The following is a 17,206-nucleotide window of genomic DNA, read 5'->3' on the forward strand; positions in this document are numbered from 1 at the left end:
CAAACTTTTAATAATTAGCCGGTCATTCTACTCGGGAAACGTCAAAACACCAAACCACTGATGATACCAGCGAGGTAAAATATCTCGTCTATAGGTAAATACATCAATATTATCTTGATTAAACTCGATCGAAATCTGCCCACTAATAGAGGTTGTTAGCCAATTAATAGCTTCTTTTTTATAACGAAGATGTACTTTATCAGAAGGTAAACGCCAAAGGCTATAACGAGCAGCAGAAACGAGTGCAAATTTAGGCGACACTGTTTGAATAAACGCCAATGTGGACGATGTTTGGCTACCATGATGAGGAACCTGTAAAATATCAGCGCTTAATTGGCGATTTTTCGACCTTATTAATTGTATTTCCGCCTCTTTTTCAATGTCACCTGTCAACAGTATATTATGTTTACCATCACTTACATTGATCACACATGATTGATTATTTTTAGGTGAGAGAACTTTATTTGGTGGCCATAATGCATCAAACTTAACCCCTTTCCATTGCCATGATTCACCCTGTAAGCAGGGTAAATGTGAAGAATTATCAAAGCTACTACGAAGTGTTAAATTGGGATAAGCCATCATTAAATCATCAATACCTCCCGTATGATCTAAATGGTCATGGCTGATGATTAATGCCACAGGATTAAGCCGATGATATTTTAAATAAGGAATAATGACACTTTTTGCAATTGAACCACCACTTTTCCAGCGTATTCCTGTGTCATAAATAATCGCTTCTCTATCTTTTTCAAGAATAATAGCTAAGCCATGGCCAACATCTAACATAGACATACGCCATTGATAACGTGAGAAAGTTGTGAGTTCACAATATAAAAGAATACCAATAGCAATAAGCAAAATAAAATGATGACGCCACCATGACATTTTTATAATTGCAATAATACCAACACCTAAAAACCCCAATAAAAAAGGAATAGCACCACTATATTGCCAATAAGGTAAAAATAAAGGAGCACACCAAAAAGCAAGATTAATAGAGAGATCAACCCAGTGCCAAATTATTGGTTGTAAAAATGAAAAAAAGGATGTCAATAATCCAAACATTATTAATGGTACTGTAATAAATGAAACAATAGGAACTGCCCATAAATTAACAATAAAACTAAAAAAATTAGCTCCACCAAACAAATAGAATTGAAACGGTAATAAAATAATTAGCAATCCAAATTGTAAGTGAATTAGTCTTAAAATAAACCATCGTTTTTGATGATTATATTTAGCTTTTAATGGATACATCCAATACCAAAAAATAATGGCAAATACAGCAGAAAACGAAAGCCAAAAACTGGCTGAAAGTATCGATAGTGGTTCAACAATCAATATAAGGGCAGCGCTCCAAAGAGCCCATTGCCAAGGCAGAAATAATCGGCTTTGCCAATGTAAGATCACCCAAACACTTAATCCGATAACAGCTCTTGTTGCAGGTATTCCCCAGCCCGATAAAGTCGCATAGAATACACCACATCCCCAAGCTATCAACAATGGAAATTGTGTATTTATCCATTTAATGGGAAATAAAAACTGAAGACCCCTTGCTATAACCCACCCTACAAGTGCAGCTAAACCGATATGCAATCCCGATATAACAATAAGATGTGCAACTCCCGTTTTCATATAAAGATCTTTTCTTTCATGCTCTATATCACGTTTATCACCTAGAACTAACGCAATAATCTCACCTTTATTTTTTGCTGTTTGCCAATAGGTTAAAAGAGAATGAATAAATTGAGTACGTAGCGAAATATCAGCATGAACGAATGTAGCTAACATCACTTTTCCTGTTAAGGTTTCTTTTTTAGAGACTGCATATTTTTGGCTATCAAATCCACCTTCATTTAAATAGCTGTGTACAGCTTTAAATTGAATTTTAAATTTCCAAAATTGCCCTATTTCGATATTTTTAGGTGGATTTCTCCAATATACGTTGGCGTAAATAGAAGATGAAAAAAATGTCTCTTTTGGAATGGGAATTTTGATAATAATATTACCATCTGATAATTGACGATATTCAACAATATTTGTTTCAAATGACACAATATTATCAACAAGTTGAGTTGTTTTTACCATCAATGAGTATGCGATAAGATTAGAATAAACCCAGAAGAATAAAAATAATGCTAAGAAACGAATTAATGAAAAAGGAATAAGTAATAAAGATATTGCAATAATAATTACAATATAATAAGTCGTTAAACTAAAAAGTGTATGTTGAAATAATAGAGGTAGACAACCTAATAATATTGCTAGAGCGATACTATCCAAACTCAGTGTTGTAAAATAGAATCGTTGATAATATTTTGAATAAAAAAAGTATTGTTTTATTGATAATATTTTTAACCTCAAAATACTTATTATTCCTCTCAATAAAATCATTTTTGCATCCCTTCATAAGTATCTTTAAATATCATGAAGTTATATTTTTATTAAAGGTAGCTCTTTAGAACGTTTTTTCGTACTTCTTTATAAAAAGAAAGTTTTTTATTGTCGTATACATTATATTTTGAGAACAAACTCGAAAAAAACAAAACAAATCAACAATTATGATAATTAAATCAAGAAATAACGTTCAAAGTACAATAAAGTAATACAAAGAAAAGTAAGAAAGAAAATAAAAAAGGACAATAAAAAGGAAAATAAATAGATATGGTAAATGAAGTAAAGGACTAACAATCAAAAACTAACCAATGGAAGCAATCAAAAATAATCAACACAAATAAAAGATAATAAAAAACGGCACCGAAGTACCGTTTTTGAGAAAGTTAACTAACATCGTGCCATTTCGACAGGAGTTATTATTCCGTATAAATATTTACACGGTCACGTAACTCTTTACCTGGCTTAAAGTGTGGAACGTATTTACCTTCCAGATCTACTTTATCACCAGTTTTCGGGTTACGACCCGTACGCGGCGCACGGTAGTGTAGAGAAAAACTGCCGAATCCGCGGACTTCGATACGCTCACCATCAGCTAAAGTATCAGCCATATGATCAAGCATTTCTTTTACAGCTTCTTCAACCGTCTTAGCCGAAAGATGAGATTGTAGGCCTGCAAGTCTCTCGATTAACTCAGACTTGGTCATATTACCTCCCTAAACTACCGATAAATAGGCAACGATTAACGTTGCCTCCGTTAATAACTTAAATTATTCGCCTTTAGCTGCTTTGAAAGCTTCAGCCATAGCGTTGTTTGAAAAACCAACTTCTTCTTTGTTGTTTACAGAAGCGATAGCGTCTTTCTCGTCTGCTTCGTCTTTAGCACGAACAGATAAGTTGATAACGCGGTTTTTACGGTCAACGCCAGTGTATTTAGCTTCAACAGCTTCGCCAACATTCAGAACCAGAGTTGCATCTTCAACGCGGTCACGTGAAGCTTCAGAAGCACGCAGGTAACCTTCAACACCGTCAGCTAATTCTACAGTTGCGCCTTTAGCGTCAACAGCAGTTACTTTACCAGAAACAATAGCACCTTTTTTGTGAGCAGACAGGTAATTATTGAATGGATCTTCTGATAATTGTTTAACGCCCAGTGAGATACGTTCACGTTCAGCATCAACTTGCAGAACTACAGCAGCGATTTCGTCGCCTTTTTTGTATTCACGAACTGCTTCTTCACCTGCAACATTCCAAGAAATGTCAGATAAGTGAACCAGACCGTCGATACCGCCGTCTAAACCGATGAAGATACCGAAGTCAGTGATAGACTTGATTTTACCTTCAACACGGTCGTTCTTGTTGTGAGTTTCTGCGAACTGCTGCCATGGGTTAGATTTGCACTGTTTCAGACCCAGTGAAATACGGCGACGTTCTTCATCGATGTCAAGAACCATAACTTCAACAACATCACCAACGTTAACAACTTTAGATGGGTGAATGTTTTTGTTAGTCCAATCCATTTCAGAAACGTGTACCAGACCTTCAACGCCTTCTTCGATTTCTACGAAGCAACCGTAATCAGTCAGATTAGTTACACGACCAGTCAGTCTAGTACCTTCTGGATAACGTTTAGCGATAGCTACCCATGGATCTTCGCCCAGTTGTTTCAGACCTAATGATACGCGAGTACGTTCACGGTCGAATTTCAGGACTTTAACAGTGATTTCGTCGCCAACATTGACAATTTCGCTTGGGTGTTTAACACGTTTCCAAGCCATGTCAGTGATGTGCAGTAAGCCGTCAACACCGCCCAGATCAACGAATGCACCGTAGTCAGTAAGGTTCTTAACGATACCTTTAACTTCCATGCCTTCTTGCAGGTTTTCTAATAACTGATCGCGTTCTGCGCTATTTTCAGATTCGATAACCGCACGACGAGACACAACAACGTTGTTACGTTTTTGGTCTAATTTGATGACTTTGAACTCAAGCTCTTTGTTTTCCAGATGAGTTGTATCGCGAACTGGGCGAACGTCTACCAGTGAACCTGGTAAGAACGCACGAATGCCGTTCAGTTCAACAGTGAAACCACCTTTAACTTTACCGTTGATGATACCAACAACAGTTTCGTTTTCTTCGTAAGCTTTTTCCAGCATCAGCCACGCTTCGTGACGTTTAGCTTTCTCACGAGACAGAACGGTTTCACCGAAGCCATCTTCAACCGCGTCCAGAGCAACATCAATTTCGTCGCCCACTTGGATTTCTAATTCGCCTTGAGCGTTTTTAAATTGTTCTACAGGGATAGCAGATTCTGATTTCAGACCTGCATCAACCAGAACAACGTCTTTATCGATAGCAACTACAACGCCGCGAACGATAGCGCCAGGACGAGTTTCGATTGTTTTTAGGGATTCTTCAAAGAGTTGAGCAAAAGATTCTGTCATGTTAATGATCTTCAAGTAAATTTAATTAACGTCCATTTAGCATCCGGCCGAATGGGGTTGTTTCACATACCTCGTTACATCCTTTGTGACAAGGTCATCGGGCATTGTTGTGTTTTCATTAACACGTCAACCCGATTTTGATAATTACCTAGTATAAACGAAATAAAAATTAATTACGCTGATAATTGCAGATTTTTTTTAGCATAAGTTAACGATTTTTCAATAACTTCGTCGATAGACAAACTTGTAGAATCGAGAATTAATGCATCTTTCGCTGCAACAAGTGGCGCAACAGCACGATTCCGGTCACGGTGATCGCGTTCTTTTATCTCGGATAAAAGGCGCTCAAAGTTAACATTAAAGCCCTTTTCCTGCAACTGTAACATGCGACGACGTGCTCGTTCCTCTGCACTGGCTTCAAGAAAAATTTTCACTTGAGCATCAGGGAAAACTATCGTTCCCATATCTCGCCCATCGGCAATAAGACCAGGTTCAGTACGAAATGCTCGCTGGCGACGCAATAATGCTTCTCTTACACGGGGAAAAGTTGCTGCTTGTGAGGCCGTATTCCCAACTGTTTCAGTACGAATTTCATTCGATACATCTTCACCTTCGAGGATAACACTTAAACCATTCTCATTAGGAACAAAACGTACATCTAAATTTGCCGCTAAAGGTACTAATGCATCTTCAGAAGTAATATCAACATGGTGGTGTAAAGCAGCTAATGCCAACACACGATAAATAGCACCAGAGTCAAGTAAGTGCCAGCCAAACGCTTTCGCTAATGCTTGGCATAATGTTCCTTTACCTGCTCCGCTAGGCCCATCAACAGTTATAACAGGGACGATAACCGCCATGAGTTTCTCCTTTTCATGGGCACTGTGTTTCTGTGTTTGATGCTTTTATTACATTGATATAATAGACATTGAATTCAAACAGAGAAAAACAGTATTAATGTATGCGCGTCATTATACGCATACAATGTATAGGAAGAAACAAGCAGATAAAGGCCAAAGAGATTTATTCAATATTATTTTTTATAGATAGGTTATTTTTTAGAAAACTTTGTCTGAACATAATAAAAAATCGGCAATATTGTGCTGTTAGAAGTCCAACACTGCCGATTTAACTGATTTAAATTTGACTTGTTTTTATTAAATACAATGGGTATTAACCATGACGCTGAGAAAGCGTTTCTAACTTATAAAAATAATCTGGGAATGTTTTGGCTGTACAACCTGGATCAAGAATAGTAATAGGTGTATCAGACAATGCCACCAGCGAGAAACACATAGCAATACGATGATCGTTATAAGTTTTGATATTTGCAGTCGTTAACTGCTGTGGTGGAGTGACTTTTAAGTAATCATGCCCTTCTTCTACAATCGCACCTACTTTTTGCAATTCTGCAGCCATTGCTGCCAATCGGTCAGTTTCTTTTACACGCCAGTTATAGATATTACGAATAACAGTATCACCTTTTGCAAACAGCGCTGTAGTAGCAATGGTCATTGCTGCATCAGGAATAGTATTCATATCCATATCGATGCCCTTTAACGAGCCACGTTCACATTCAATATAATCATCACCCCAACGTATTTTTGCTCCCATTTTTTCAAGTACAGAAGCAAAATGAATATCGCCTTGCAAACTATTTTTGCCAATACCTGTCACTCGGACTGTTCCACCTTTAATTGCAGCAGCAGCTAAGAAATAAGATGCTGATGACGCATCTCCTTCTACAAGGTATTTTTCAGGTGATTGATATTGTTGACCGCCTTTCACAACAAATTGTTGATAATTTTGATTTTCAATCTTGCCACCAAAGGTATTAATCAACGCTAAGGTAATATCGATATACGGTTTTGATACTAACTCACCCTTAATTGTAATAGTTGTATCTTGCTCAGCTAATGGCGCTGTCATTAATAAGGCGGTCAAAAATTGGCTTGAAACACTACCATCAACTGCTACATTTCCACCCTTAAAACCGCCACGTAAACGAATAGGTGGATAATCTGTTTGTTCGAGATAATCGATACTCGCACCACCTTGGCGCAAAGCGTCAACTAAGTGCCCAATTGGGCGCTCTTTCATTCGTGGTTCACCCGTTAATACAATGTCATGCGAACCTAAACTTAATGCAGCTGCCAATGGACGCATTGCTGTACCAGCATTACCTAAGAAAAGTTCTAATGGTGAATTAGTTTTAAATTCACCACCTAGACCCTCTATATCACAAACTGTATTGTTATTTGATAATTGATACTGCACGCCTAATGCTTTTAATGCATTTAGCATATGACGAATATCATCACTATCTAATAGGTTAGTTAAACGTGTTTTACCTTTAGCTAAAGCGGCTAATAATAACGCACGATTAGAGACACTTTTTGAACCTGGTAAATTAATAGTGCCTTCAATATGAGCAATAGGCTGTAATGTCAACGATTCCATAAACAGGTAAGAACTCCGATAAACAAATAAAATAAGATGGGATGCTGTTTAATCAAAAAATAATAAAACGATTTAGGTACTTATTGTTTTTATTTATTTTTTAGTACTGGGATAATTTGATTGTCATTATCAACATCTTTGGATAAAAGGAAACCTACTTTCACATAGGCTTCCTAGACATATAATGTATGTATTATGCGTGGCGACGCTCAAAATCAGCCATAAAATCAACTAATGCTTGAACACCAGCTAATGGCATTGCGTTATAAATTGATGCACGCATACCACCAGATACACGGTGCCCTTTTAATGCGACTAACCCTTGAGCTTCGGCCTCTTTTAAGAAGACTGAATCTAATTCAGGGGAAGACATTTGGAAAGGTACATTCATTAGTGAGCGATTTTCTGTAGCAACTCGATTGATATAAAAATCGCTATTATCAATTGCACTATAAAGAAGCGCTGCTTTTTCATAGTTACGTTTTGCCATCTCTTGCAAACCACCTTGCTCTTTCAGCCATTTAAAGACCATACCTGATAAATACCAAGCAAAGGTAGGTGGTGTATTAAACATGGAGTCATTTTCAGCAAGCACTGTGTAATCAAACACAGAAGGTGTTTCTTTGTGCGCTTTACCTAATAGATCTTCACGAATAATGACAATAGTTAAACCCGCAGGGCCAATATTCTTTTGTGCACCCGCATAGATAACACCAAAACGACTAACATCTATCGGTTGAGATAAAATAGAAGACGAATAGTCAGCAATAACAATTTTGTTGTCATCAAAATTGGGTTCTTCATGAATGGCAATACCATCAATGGTTTCATTTGGGCAATAATGTACATAAGCGGCATCATTACTTAATTGCCATTCTTTCATTGGCTTAACACCAATTTTGCCATCAACTTCTGTTTTAATTTTAATGATATTTGGCGAACAATATTTTTCAGCTTCTTCGGCTGCACTTTTCGCCCAATAACCACCATCAATATAGTCAGCGGTTGTCTTCTCACCTAACAAGTTGAGAGGTAAAGCCGCAAAGTGACCTCGTGCCCCACCATGGCAAAAAAGAATTTTGTAGTTTTCTGGCACATTGAGAAGATCACGAAGATCTTGCTCTGCCTGATGAGCAACTTCAAGAAACTCTTTACTGCGGTGGCTGATTTCCATGACCGAGCGCCCCAGTTCATGCCAGTTGCATAATTCTAATTCTGCACGACGAAGGACTTCTGCCGGTAACATAGCCGGACCTGCACTAAAGTTATATAACTGACTCATTCAAATTCACCCTATCTGAATATGTTTTTACAAAATGACCTTTATCGGTTGTATCATTCTCGTTAAATTGGCGCAATGATTATTGTGAGCTAACGCATAATACGCAGTGCGTAAAAATAACGGTTAGGAGTGTTTTATGTCGGGGAGTGTAAATAAAAAAGAGGAAGCAAGCTGGAGAATGCTTCTTCATGGAAAAAATAGTCTAAAATCGCTCGCTTTAGCAGGAGGCGTTGCATTACATGCAATTAATGTTTATATCACGATAACAACACTGCCTTCTGTTGTCCGAGATATAGGTGGGCTCAATTTATATGCATGGAACACCACTGTTTTTATTCTGGCTTCAATTCTTTCTTCTGCATTAACTTCACGATTGCTGAGTGCATTTGCACCTCGCAATAGTTATCTTTTTGCCACCATTTGCTTTTTATCTGGCTCTGTTATTTGTGCAACAGCACCCTCAATGCAGATATTGCTTTTAGGGCGATTTATTCAAGGGGCTGGCGGAGGAATGTTGCTGGCACTTGCTTACTCGTTAGTTCGAGTCATGTTTCCTCAACCACTTTGGTCCAGAGCCATGGCGTTAATGTCTAGTATGTGGGGAATATCGACACTATTAGGTCCCGCACTGGGTGGAATATTTGCTGAATATGATGTTTGGCGTGGCGCATTTTGGTCTATTTTATTTGTAGGTATTCCTTACGCTATTTTATTATTTACTATTCTTCCTACCGAAAATAATGCTGATAATATTGTCGCCAAAGCGCCGTTACCTTCTCAACAGCTTATTTTATTAATGCTCGCTGTATTATCTATTTCTATTGGCAGTCTTTATAACGTTATTTTATATAACACCTTATCCTTTATATTTGCAGTGATCTTTATTTTACTGCTAGTCAATATTGATAAAAGATCAAATGATGGCTTATTTCCTAAAGGAACATTTTCTTTTTCTGCACCATTAGCACCAATATATCTCACCATGGCTTTATTAGGGATCAGTGTACAAACAGAAGTCTTTGTGCCCTATTTCTTGCAAATTATCCATAATATTACCCCTCTACTTTCGGGTTATTTAGCAGCATTGGTTGGTGCAGGTTGGTCTTTCTCTGCCATTGTGTCTTCATCAAGTAAACAATCTACTGCTCAAAAATTAATGCGTATTGGTCCAATGATTAACTTTTCAGCCATTGTTATCCTTGGTTTATTTATCTCTAATGTTCTAACCATACCTTATGGGCAAATTATCATTATTTGTATAGCCCTCTTTTTTACAGGTGCTGGAATAGGTATGGCATGGCCCCATTATTTAACTCGTGTATTGCATGTCTCTCAAGGGCAAGAAGCCCAAAAAGCAGCAACTTCTATTACCACTATCCAATTGTTTTCAACGGCTGTTGGTGCCTCTATCTCAGGGACGGTGGTTAATATGGCAGGATTAACAGATCCGGGTGGCATGATAGGCGCTCAAAATGCTGCACATTGGCTCTTTATTGTTTTTGCAATAACGCCATTAATTGCTTTTTTTACAGCAAGAGTTGTTGTCTCTCGAGCTAAAACAAATTAGCCATTTCACTCTTTAAAAATAACAAAGCCTCATTAATGAGGCCTTGTTATTATTCAAATTCTCTTAAATTAATACTTTTCGAAATTCTCTTGGATTTTCGCAGACTCTTGCGTTTGTGTTAAAGATAATTGTAATAATACTCTCGCTTTTTGTGGGTTTAAGCGCTCTGATGCAACAAAGCCATATTTTGCATCATCAACTTCACCATTTTGTGTAGTAAAGCCTACTGGTACACGACTTGCACGCACAACAACCACACCTTTTTTAGCGCCATCGGCTAAGGTATCAAAAATATCAGTATATAAGTTACCGTTACCAACACCCGCGCTGACAATACCTTTATAGCCATTATCAATAAAGGCTTTTGCTGGTAAATTAGAGGCGTTTGAGTAGTTATAAACAATACCCACTTTTGGTAATTCAGTTAGTTTACTGACATCAAATGCGGGTTTATCAGCACGAGGTAATGCCGCAGTGTAATAATGTACCTTGCCGTTATGTACGTAACCTTGAGCACCGGCATTAACTGGCTGGAATGCTTGTACTTCAGTCGTATTCATTTTCACGACATCTTTACCACTGATAACCGCATTGTTCATAGTGACTAACACACCACGATTTTCAGAAGCTTTATCACTGGCAATCACAACTGCGTTAAAAAGATTTAAAGGACCTTCAGCGCCTAATGCAGTTGCAGGGCGCATTGCACCAACCATAACAACTGGTTTTTTACAGGCTGTTGTTAAATCCAGAAAGTAAGCCGTCTCTTCCATGGTGTCAGTACCATGAGTGATAACAAATCCGTCCGTTTTATCACAATCTGCATTAATTTTATTAGCCAGCTTAAGCCATACTTGGTCATTCATATCTTGAGAACCAATGTTGACGACTTGCTCGCCTTTTAAATTAGCGACTTTTTTAGCCTCAGGTACGGCATTAATTAGCGTATCAATACCTAATTTACCCGCGGTATAGCTTGATGTTGTTGCTGAATCACCACCACCTGCAATGGTACCACCAGTAGCTAAAATGGTGACGTTAGGTAAGGCGAAAACAGAACCACTGACTACAGCTAATAGACTGGCAAGCAATGTTTTTTTCATCATCGAACTGATCCCTTATGAGTTTATAAATAAATCCAATTATGATGATTTTAAATTATTAATTCCGTGATAAATCGAACGTATTTATTAAAAAAACTCATATGTTAAATAATTTATTAGTTATGAATATGGTTAGTCAGTTCTAAATGAGAGAAATTATTAGTGATTAACAGGGGATTTCAGTATCATGTGCCCCCTAACTATCATCCGCAAAATATTAATGAAACCTGCCATGTCACAAACATTCATTCCTGGCAAAGATGCCGCACTGGAAGATTCTATCGCTAGCTTTCAGAAAAAATTAACCGACTTAGGCTTTAACATTGAAGAAGCTTCATGGTTAAACCCAGTTCCTAATGTCTGGTCTGTTCATATTCGCGATAAAGATTGCCCTTTATGTTTTACTAACGGTAAAGGTGCCAGCAAAAAAGCAGCATTAGCTTCCGCATTAGGCGAATACTTTGAACGTCTTTCAACTAATTATTTCTTCTCTGATTTCTGGCTAGGTGCTGATATTGCAGAAGGTGAATTTGTTCACTATCCAAGTGAAAAATGGTTCCCTCTCACTGAAGATGATTCTGTTCCTACAGGTTTATTAGATGCGCGTTTACGTGAATTTTATGATCCTGAAGGTGAGTTATGTGGTAGTGAATTAGTTGATTTACAATCAAGTAATCATGATCGTGGAATTTGCGCACTACCATTTATTCGTCAATCAGATGAAAAACCTGTTTATATTCCTGTAAATATTATTGCTAACTTGTATGCCTCTAATGGCATGTCTGCGGGTAATACAAAGAATGAAGCTCGTGTCCAAGGACTTTCAGAAGTTTTTGAACGCTATGTGAAAAACCGCATTATCACCGAAAGAATTAGCTTACCTGAAATTCCTAAAGAGGTTTTAGCTCGCTACCCTGCTGTTATTGAAGCGATTAATACCTTAGAGCAAGAAGGTTTCCCAATCTTTAGCTTTGATGCTTCTTTAGGGGGACAATTCCCTGTTATTTGTGTCGTGTTATTTAACCCACAAAATGGAACTTGTTTCGCTTCTTTTGGAGCTCATCCTGATTTTGGTGTAGCTTTAGAGCGTACCGTCACGGAGTTATTACAAGGCCGTAGTCTTAAAGATCTTGATGTTTTCAACCCACCAAGCTTTGATGATGAAGAAGTGGGTGATCACACCAATCTTGAAACACATTTTATTGATTCAAGTGGTTTAATTAGTTGGGATCTATTTAAGAAAGATGCCGATTATACTTTTGCTGATTGGAATTTCAGTGGCACCACTGAAGAAGAGTTCCATACCTTAATGGCGCTGTGCCAGCAGTGTGATGCTGAAGTCTATATTATGGATTACTCACACTTAGGCGTTTATGCGTGTCGTATTTTAGTACCTGGTTTATCCGATATTTACCCTGCAGAAGATCTACAGTTAGCCAATAACATTATGGGTGTACATTGGCGTGATACTATTCTTTCGTTACCAACAAGCGAAGGCACAAAAGAAGAATATTTATCACTTATCGGTCAATTTGATGAAGATGGTCTAGACGACTTTACTCGTATCAGAGAAATGATTGGTATTGCACCAGGTAAAGATAATGGCTGGAGCCATTTGCGAGTGGGTGAATTAAAATCCATGCTTGCACTTGCTGGTGGTGATCTTGATCAAGCGCTTGTCTGGGTTGAATGGACTCAAGATTTCAACGCTTCTTTATTTACGCCAGAACGCCAAAATTATTATCGCTGCTTACACAATCTCTTATTATTACAACAAGAGACTGAACGTGAACCTGCGCAATACATGTATGCATTCTCTCGTATGTATGGAGAAGAAACATTACAAGCAGCCTTAAACGCAATACAAGGTAAACAAGCATTTTATGGTTTACAACCTATCGATGCTGACTTAACAAATTTACCTATTCATCAGTCGTTACTTACTGCTTATGAAAAATTGCAAAAAGCAAAACGTCAATCGAACAAATAAGCCTATTTTATTTAGGATGATTTATTAAATAATCACTAAATTTAACTGAATAATAAGCGCGTATTTAAATTGAAACACTCTATTGAAAAGTAGAGTGTTTTATTTTGCTAAAAATAAATTTTTGACAATTTTGTCAACTTGACAAATATGCCATCCGACAAAATTGTCAAAATATGGCAAAATTGACGATTTAAGATATTTAATACGACACTATAAATATATATTGAACTTTTGCACTAAGAATATAGCTTAAATACAGTTTAAATTGCTATTTGTTTAACCAGATCTCAAAAATTTAAAAACCTTATTTTTATAATGGTTATATGTCTGGAGTAATCAATCATGATTAACCACAAATAAAGTAATGTTTATATTTATGGAAAAAGTAAATAAGGCGTTAAATTTGATTTTTAATTCTTAACATACGGGGTCTAAATAATACTTTATCTTTACTTTTTACTTTATTTATCCAGCTAGTCTAAAATTTTTTGATAATTTTTAAAAAATTTTTTTATTTTATTAATCAAATGGTTATAGCTAAAATAGCGGGTTTTTACGCACTGAAATCGGGTTTCTAATAAGCGACCATGATCCATATCAATTTTAGAAGTAAGCCCCTTTGCTACTATTATTGCGTGCTATAATTATTCCAACATATAAGAGAGTGTTAGTATGAAAGCTGACAGCCCTTTTAATTTATTATCACCTGCTGATATGGCAAAAGTTGCCGATGATGCATGTTGTTATAAAGCAAATAAACATATTCCAACGACTTACTTATCTGCATTTACTGCGGGAATGTTTATATCAATTGCTTTTGTTTTTTATATTACTGCTACTACAGGCACCGCATCTGTTCCATTTGGGCTGGCTAAATTAGTTGGCGGGATCTGCTTCTCTCTGGGGTTAATGCTCGTCGTCGTTTGTGGCGCGGACTTATTCACCTCAACTGTTCTGACTATTATTCCTAAAGCGACTGGACGTATATCTTGGGGCAAAATGTTTGCTAACTGGATAAATGTCTATCTTGGTAACTTCATTGGCGCACTCTTTTTTGTTGCCTTAATGTGGTTTGCTGGCCAACATATGGCTGCAAATGGGCTTTGGGGGCTAAACGTTTTACAAACTGCACAACATAAAGTTGAACACACTTTTATCGAAGCAGTTTGTTTAGGCATTCTAGCTAACTTAATGGTTTGTCTTGCAGTATGGATGAGCTATGCAGGTCGTACACTCATTGATAAGCTTTTTGCACTGATTTTACCTATAGGTATGTTCGTTGCTAGCGGTTTTGAGCACAGTATCGCTAACATGTTTCTTATTCCTTTAGGTATTGTTATTAAGAATTTTGCACCCGCAGAATTCTGGACTAAAGTAGGTGCATCACCCGAACAATTTTCAAATTTAACGGTATCAAATTTTCTCTCTGATAATTTATTGCCTGTCACTATCGGTAACATTATTGGCGGGGCAGTCCTAGTCGGTCTGGTATACTGGTTAATGCATCTGCGCGGTGACAAACATTAATCCGTGCAGGTATGACTGATTTCTTAAGTTCCATTGTAAAAAGGTAGAAGTATCATGTCTGATTTAAATGAAAAATTTGCTGAAGCATGGAAAGGTTTTTCTGAAGGTGAATGGCAGAACGGTGTTAACGTTCGTGATTTTATCCAAAAAAACTATACTCCATATGAAGGCGACGAATCTTTCCTAGCAGGTTCCACTAAAGCAACTGATACACTTTGGGAACAAGTTATGGAAGGCATCAAAATCGAAAACCGCACACATGCGCCGGTTGATTTTGATACTTCTGTTGCTTCAACTATCACATCACACGATGCGGGTTACATCACTAAAGATTTAGAACAAGTCGTAGGTTTACAGACTGATGCACCTCTGAAACGTGCGATCATCCCATTCGGTGGTATCCGTATGGTTGAAAGTTCTTGCCACGCTTACAACCGTGAGCTGGACCCAGAACTGAAAAAAATCTTTACTGATTATCGTAAAACTCACAACCAAGGCGTTTTCGATGTTTATACTCCAGACATCATGAAATGCCGTAAATCTGGTATCTTAACAGGTTTACCAGATGCTTATGGTCGTGGCCGTATCATCGGTGACTACCGTCGTGTTGCACTGTACGGTATCGACTTCCTGCGTAAAGATAAATTCGCTCAATTCACTTCTTTACAAGAAAGAATGGAAAAAGGCGAAGATCTGGAAATGACTATCCAACTGCGTGAAGAAATCGCAGAGCAGCATGCTGCTTTAGGTCAAATCCAAGAAATGGCTGCAAAATACGGCTACGATATTTCTCGCCCAGCTCAAAACGCAAAAGAAGCAGTACAATGGACTTACTTCGGTTACTTAGCCGCTGTTAAATCTCAAAACGGTGCTGCAATGTCATTTGGTCGTGTATCTACATTCTTAGATATCTACATCCAACGTGATATTGATGCAGGTTTACTGACTGAAGAACAAGCTCAGGAATTAATTGACCACTTAGTCATGAAATTACGTATGGTTCGTTTCTTACGTACTCCTGAATATGATGAGCTGTTCTCTGGTGACCCAATCTGGGCAACAGAATCTTTAGCTGGTATGGGTTTAGATGGCCGTACTATGGTAACTAAGAATACTTTCCGTTTCTTAAATACCCTGTACACAATGGGTCCATCACCAGAACCAAACATGACCATCCTGTGGTCAGAACAACTGCCTATCAACTTTAAAAAATACGCAGCGAAAGTCTCAATCGATACTTCTTCAATCCAGTACGAAAATGATGACTTAATGCGTCCTGACTTCGACAGCGATGACTATGCAATCGCATGTTGTGTTAGCCCAATGGTTGTTGGTAAACAAATGCAGTTCTTCGGTGCTCGTGCAAACTTAGCGAAAACCTTACTGTATACCATCAATGGTGGTGTTGACGAAAAACTGAAAATCCAAGTAGGTCCAAAACATGCTCCAATCAAGGACGAAGTATTAAACTTCGATACCGTGATGAACCAAATGGATCACTTTATGGATTGGTTAGCAACTCAGTACGTCACTGCGCTGAACGTTATCCACTACATGCACGATAAATACAGCTATGAAGCAGCTCTGATGGCACTTCATGATCGTGATGTATATCGTACAATGGCATGTGGTATCGCAGGTCTGTCTGTTGCAGCTGACTCACTGTCTGCAATCAAATATGCAAAAGTTTCTCCAATCCGTGATGAAAACGGCTTAGCGATTGACTTCAAAATTGATGGCGAATACCCACAATTTGGTAACAACGATTCTCGTGTAGATGACATCGCTTGTGACTTAGTTGAACGTTTCATGAAGAAAATTCAGAAACTGCGTACATACCGTAATGCGGTACCTACACAGTCTATCCTGACTATCACTTCAAACGTTGTTTACGGTAAGAAAACAGGTAACACTCCAGACGGTCGTCGTGCAGGCGCGCCATTCGGACCAGGTGCTAACCCAATGCACGGTCGTGACCAAAAAGGTGCTGTTGCTTCACTGACTTCAGTTGCTAAACTGCCATTTGCTTATGCAAAAGACGGTATTTCTTACACCTTCTCAATCGTACCTAATGCATTAGGTAAAGATGATGATGTTCGTAAAGCGAACCTTGCAGGTCTGATGGATGGTTATTTCCACCACGAAGCCGGCATTGAAGGTGGTCAGCATCTGAACGTTAACGTGATGAACCGTGAAATGCTGTTAGAAGCAATGGAAGATCCTGAGAAATATCCTCAGTTAACTATCCGTGTTTCTGGTTATGCAGTTCGCTTTAACTCACTGACTAAAGAGCAACAGCAAGACGTTATCACCCGTACATTTACACAAACAATGTAATAAAGATAACTATATGCATTTATTTACTGAGAAAGTAGATAAAATCGCTTAGAATAAAGGCCCCTACTTTGGGGCCTTTTTATCTAGACAGTTTTGGAG

The 17,206-nt window shown here is 37.8% G+C and carries 11 protein-coding genes; 4 read left to right on the plus strand and 7 right to left on the minus strand.

The features are described 5' to 3' along the window. Positions 1–27: 27 nt before the first annotated feature. From GWI68_RS05500 to serC, 6 genes are all read right to left on the minus strand, one after another. The gene (locus tag GWI68_RS05500; protein ID WP_243733301.1) at positions 28–2,286 is read right to left on the minus strand and encodes a DNA internalization-related competence protein ComEC/Rec2; all 2,259 of its coding nucleotides are present in this window, start codon (positions 2,284–2,286) and stop codon (positions 28–30) included. Between the two features lie 530 nt (positions 2,287–2,816). Then, complete coding sequence (gene ihfB / locus GWI68_RS05505) at positions 2,817–3,104, minus strand: integration host factor subunit beta (protein WP_006537420.1); 288 nt, start codon at positions 3,102–3,104, stop codon at positions 2,817–2,819. A gap of 63 nt (positions 3,105–3,167) precedes the next feature. Beyond that, positions 3,168–4,841, minus strand: a complete 1,674-nt coding sequence (rpsA, locus tag GWI68_RS05510; RefSeq protein ID WP_036938108.1) for a 30S ribosomal protein S1 — start codon at positions 4,839–4,841, stop codon at positions 3,168–3,170. Positions 4,842–5,014: 173 nt separating this feature from the next. Then, positions 5,015–5,701 carry a (d)CMP kinase gene (cmk, locus tag GWI68_RS05515; protein WP_109408797.1) on the minus strand — a complete coding sequence of 229 codons (687 nt, stop codon included), beginning with the start codon at positions 5,699–5,701 and terminating at the stop codon, positions 5,015–5,017. 313 nt (positions 5,702–6,014) lie between these two features. Further along, positions 6,015–7,301, minus strand: coding sequence for a 3-phosphoshikimate 1-carboxyvinyltransferase (aroA, locus tag GWI68_RS05520; RefSeq protein ID WP_166539637.1), 1,287 nt, complete (start codon positions 7,299–7,301; stop codon positions 6,015–6,017). A gap of 193 nt (positions 7,302–7,494) precedes the next feature. Next, positions 7,495–8,583, minus strand: a complete 1,089-nt coding sequence (gene serC, locus GWI68_RS05525; protein WP_166539638.1) for a 3-phosphoserine/phosphohydroxythreonine transaminase — start codon at positions 8,581–8,583, stop codon at positions 7,495–7,497. Positions 8,584–8,719: 136 nt separating this feature from the next. Between serC and GWI68_RS05530 the strand changes: the two genes are divergently transcribed. After that, entirely contained in the window at positions 8,720–10,150 is a 1,431-nt protein-coding gene (locus GWI68_RS05530; protein WP_166539639.1) for an MFS transporter, read from the plus strand. A gap of 68 nt (positions 10,151–10,218) precedes the next feature. Here GWI68_RS05530 and ansB read toward each other — a convergent pair whose 3' ends face one another. Continuing rightward, positions 10,219–11,256 (minus strand): L-asparaginase 2, encoded by a 1,038-nt coding sequence (gene ansB, locus GWI68_RS05535; RefSeq protein ID WP_208105124.1) that lies wholly within the window; start codon positions 11,254–11,256, stop codon positions 10,219–10,221. Between the two features lie 229 nt (positions 11,257–11,485). Between ansB and ycaO the strand changes: the two genes are divergently transcribed. From ycaO to pflB, 3 genes are all read left to right on the plus strand, one after another. Next, positions 11,486–13,243 (plus strand): 30S ribosomal protein S12 methylthiotransferase accessory factor YcaO, encoded by a 1,758-nt coding sequence (gene ycaO, locus GWI68_RS05540; RefSeq protein ID WP_166539640.1) that lies wholly within the window; start codon positions 11,486–11,488, stop codon positions 13,241–13,243. 672 nt (positions 13,244–13,915) lie between these two features. Continuing rightward, positions 13,916–14,770, plus strand: a complete 855-nt coding sequence (gene focA, locus GWI68_RS05545) for a formate transporter FocA (protein ID WP_109408791.1) — start codon at positions 13,916–13,918, stop codon at positions 14,768–14,770. Between the two features lie 54 nt (positions 14,771–14,824). Beyond that, positions 14,825–17,107 carry a formate C-acetyltransferase gene (pflB, locus tag GWI68_RS05550; protein WP_166539641.1) on the plus strand — a complete coding sequence of 761 codons (2,283 nt, stop codon included), beginning with the start codon at positions 14,825–14,827 and terminating at the stop codon, positions 17,105–17,107. The last annotated feature ends 99 nt before the right edge of the window (positions 17,108–17,206 follow it).

It is taken from the genome of Proteus sp. G2669 (assembly GCF_009915245.1).
GTDB lineage: Bacteria > Pseudomonadota > Gammaproteobacteria > Enterobacterales > Enterobacteriaceae > Proteus.

Excerpts from the sequence above, each read along its gene's own strand:
- ihfB (WP_006537420.1), bottom strand. The coding sequence starts at position 3,104 with ATGACCAAGTCTGAGTTAATCGAGAGACTTGCAGGCCTACAATCTCAT.
- rpsA (WP_036938108.1), bottom strand. The coding sequence starts at position 4,841 with ATGACAGAATCTTTTGCTCAACTCTTTGAAGAATCCCTAAAAACAATC.
- cmk (WP_109408797.1), bottom strand. The coding sequence starts at position 5,701 with ATGGCGGTTATCGTCCCTGTTATAACTGTTGATGGGCCTAGCGGAGCA.
- aroA (WP_166539637.1), bottom strand. The coding sequence starts at position 7,301 with ATGGAATCGTTGACATTACAGCCTATTGCTCATATTGAAGGCACTATT.
- serC (WP_166539638.1), bottom strand. The coding sequence starts at position 8,583 with ATGAGTCAGTTATATAACTTTAGTGCAGGTCCGGCTATGTTACCGGCA.
- GWI68_RS05530 (WP_166539639.1), top strand. The coding sequence starts at position 8,720 with ATGTCGGGGAGTGTAAATAAAAAAGAGGAAGCAAGCTGGAGAATGCTT.
- ansB (WP_208105124.1), bottom strand. The coding sequence starts at position 11,256 with ATGATGAAAAAAACATTGCTTGCCAGTCTATTAGCTGTAGTCAGTGGT.
- ycaO (WP_166539640.1), top strand. The coding sequence starts at position 11,486 with ATGTCACAAACATTCATTCCTGGCAAAGATGCCGCACTGGAAGATTCT.
- focA (WP_109408791.1), top strand. The coding sequence starts at position 13,916 with ATGAAAGCTGACAGCCCTTTTAATTTATTATCACCTGCTGATATGGCA.
- pflB (WP_166539641.1), top strand. The coding sequence starts at position 14,825 with ATGTCTGATTTAAATGAAAAATTTGCTGAAGCATGGAAAGGTTTTTCT.